This is a genomic window from bacterium (genome assembly GCA_023145965.1).
Classification (GTDB): domain Bacteria; phylum UBP14; class UBA6098; order UBA6098; family UBA6098; genus UBA6098.
Genome location: JAGLDC010000111.1, coordinates 1 through 2,259 on the forward strand (window position 1 = coordinate 1; position 2,259 = coordinate 2,259).

Annotated in this window: 3 protein-coding genes; 1 reads left to right on the forward strand and 2 read right to left on the reverse strand. The window is 46.1% G+C overall.

What is annotated here, in order from left to right; all coding sequences use genetic code 11:
• Positions 1-427: hypothetical protein (locus KAH81_09815; GenBank protein MCK5833948.1), on the forward strand; the 427-nt coding region annotated here is incomplete at its 5' end.
• 36 nt (positions 428-463) lie between these two features.
• Here KAH81_09815 and KAH81_09820 read toward each other — a convergent pair.
• Both KAH81_09820 and KAH81_09825 read right to left on the reverse strand, forming a co-directional pair.
• Positions 464-1,411: an NAD-dependent epimerase/dehydratase family protein gene (locus KAH81_09820; protein ID MCK5833949.1), complete on the reverse strand. Its 948-nt coding sequence runs from the start codon at positions 1,409-1,411 to the stop codon at positions 464-466.
• A gap of 240 nt (positions 1,412-1,651) precedes the next feature.
• Positions 1,652-2,259, reverse strand: a 608-nt coding sequence (locus KAH81_09825; GenBank protein MCK5833950.1) for a polysaccharide biosynthesis protein, incomplete at its 5' end; no start/stop codon positions are given.

Sequence of the window (2,259 nt, forward strand, 5' to 3'; positions counted from 1 at the left end):
GGTGGTGGCCAAGCAGCCATTAGTGTTAATTAGTGGTCAAAATCCTCCATCCCGTCCCATCCGCGTAAATGAACCACTTCGTTATTTTCTCCGAAAATTATTTATCGCTACGCTTTCAGCGCGTTATCCGCGGTCAAAACTCTCCCCTTCATCATTCGAAATTTCTTATCCTGCAATCAAAATTCAAGCGTATCGCCTACTTCCCTGCGGCCCATTCCCCCGCATTAAACACGCTAAACCCTCCCTGAATTTACATGCTTTAACGCCTCGTCAATCTATTGACCTAACTTTTGCAAACTTAACACTTGCGTTCATCTATAAATTCAATAAAGTCATCTCCGGTCATGAGTTCAGCTTCCTCCTTCACCTTTGGTTTGCCGACCAAATTGGAACGGGCTCATGGCCACCTTTTTTTATTACCCACTGATTTTGCGCTAACGTTACCCCATCGTTTGCAAGCTCTCTAGAGGGAACCGAGAGACATAAGTTCCGCAAGGCCAGCCTTAAAATTAATGGATGGAATCCATCCTACGTTTTTCAACGTTTCGTTGCTTGCAAAAGAATGACGGATATCACCGGCGCGAGCCTTGGCGAAGGTGCGAGAAACCTTTTGGATTGAAATTTCTTCTAGGGTATCCAGTAGATCCAAGAGGGAGTGTTGCTTCCCTGTTGCGACGTTGAAAACGGAAAAGGCACTAGGGAAACCACCCGCCTCAAACACCCCAACTCCCATCGCCAATAAGTTGGCGCTGACTACGTCAGCAATATTCACAAAATCTCGAGTTTGCTCGCCATCGCCGTAAATCGTGATCGGCAGCCCCCGCCCTACTCGCTGGCTAAAGATGGAAATGACGCCGGAATAGGGAGAAGAAGGATCCTGTCGTGGGCCATACACATTAAAATAACGAAGAGCCACGCATTCAAGACCATAGAGCTCGGCATAGGTTTTTAGATAATATTCCCCGGTGATTTTTGCGACGGCATAGGGGCTTTGGGGTTCGGGAAGCATCATCTCATTCTTGGGTAGTTCCGGATTATCCCCATAAATTGCAGCTGAGCTGGCAAAGACAATCCGCTTCACCCCATTACCCCGCGCAGCTTCCAACACATTCACTGTCCCTGTGATATTAATTTCATGATTATCACGTGGCCGTTCAACGGAGTCAGCAACAGAAACCAGAGCCGCCTCATGGAAGACACCATCACAACCTTCGCTGGCCTTCCCGCACGTTTCAGGATCTCGAATATCCCCTTCAATAAAACGAATCCTTCTCCAGACCTTGGAAAGGTTTTCCTTATGCCCAGAGGAAAGGTTGTCGAGCACGACGACGTCGTGGTTCGCATCGATTAGCGCCTCAACGATATGAGAGCCTATAAAACCAGCTCCTCCGGTGACTAAATATTTTGACATAAGAAAATTATTTCGAGTTAAGAATTAGGGGCAAGACGGTTAAAGGGTTAAAATATCGAATATCGAATATTGAATTAAAGAAAGGCTTGAGGTTGCGAAAATTCAGAGATTATACGAAATTAACTTGAATTGTATCGAACTCTCGCCCGCTTCCTTTCAGTCGCTCAAGCCGCTAAGAACACTATTTTTGCTACCTTTTTCGCTCCTCTTCAGAGCATCCGTGATGTTCCCAGCCCCTCTCTACTCCGCTTTAAAGTCAGAATCGACGAAGGTTTTTATTTTTTCGCGCAAACCTTCCACGGTATCCCATTCGGTATTCGTTCCAGAATTATAGAAGAAGCCTTCGGGCACTGGTTTCGCGGCAGGATGATGATTTAAATAATCATCCCGAGTATAATTATAAGAAATCGACGGTAAAATAGCGTAGTACTCTCCAAGATCAATCGTATCTAGCGAATCGGTTTCCGTGATCATCTCTTCGTGCAATTTTTCTCCGGGACGAATCCCGACATCGCGCAATTCACAATGTGGGGCAATCGCTTCCGCCACATCCAAAATCCGATACGATGGAATTTTAGGAATAAAAATCTCGCCCCCCAACTGATGCTGCATCGCAAAAAGAACCAATTCGGCCCCCTCATCCAATGAGATATTGAAGCGGGTCATTTCTCGATGCGTGATTGGAAGGAAACCCTCTTCGCGATGTTTCATAAAGAAAGGAATGACGGAACCGCGAGAGCCCATCACATTACCGTAGCGAACCACACTGAATCGAATGGAATGCTCTCCTTTAATATTATTGGCTGCCACAAATAACTTATCAGAAACCAGCTTGGTGGCCCCATACA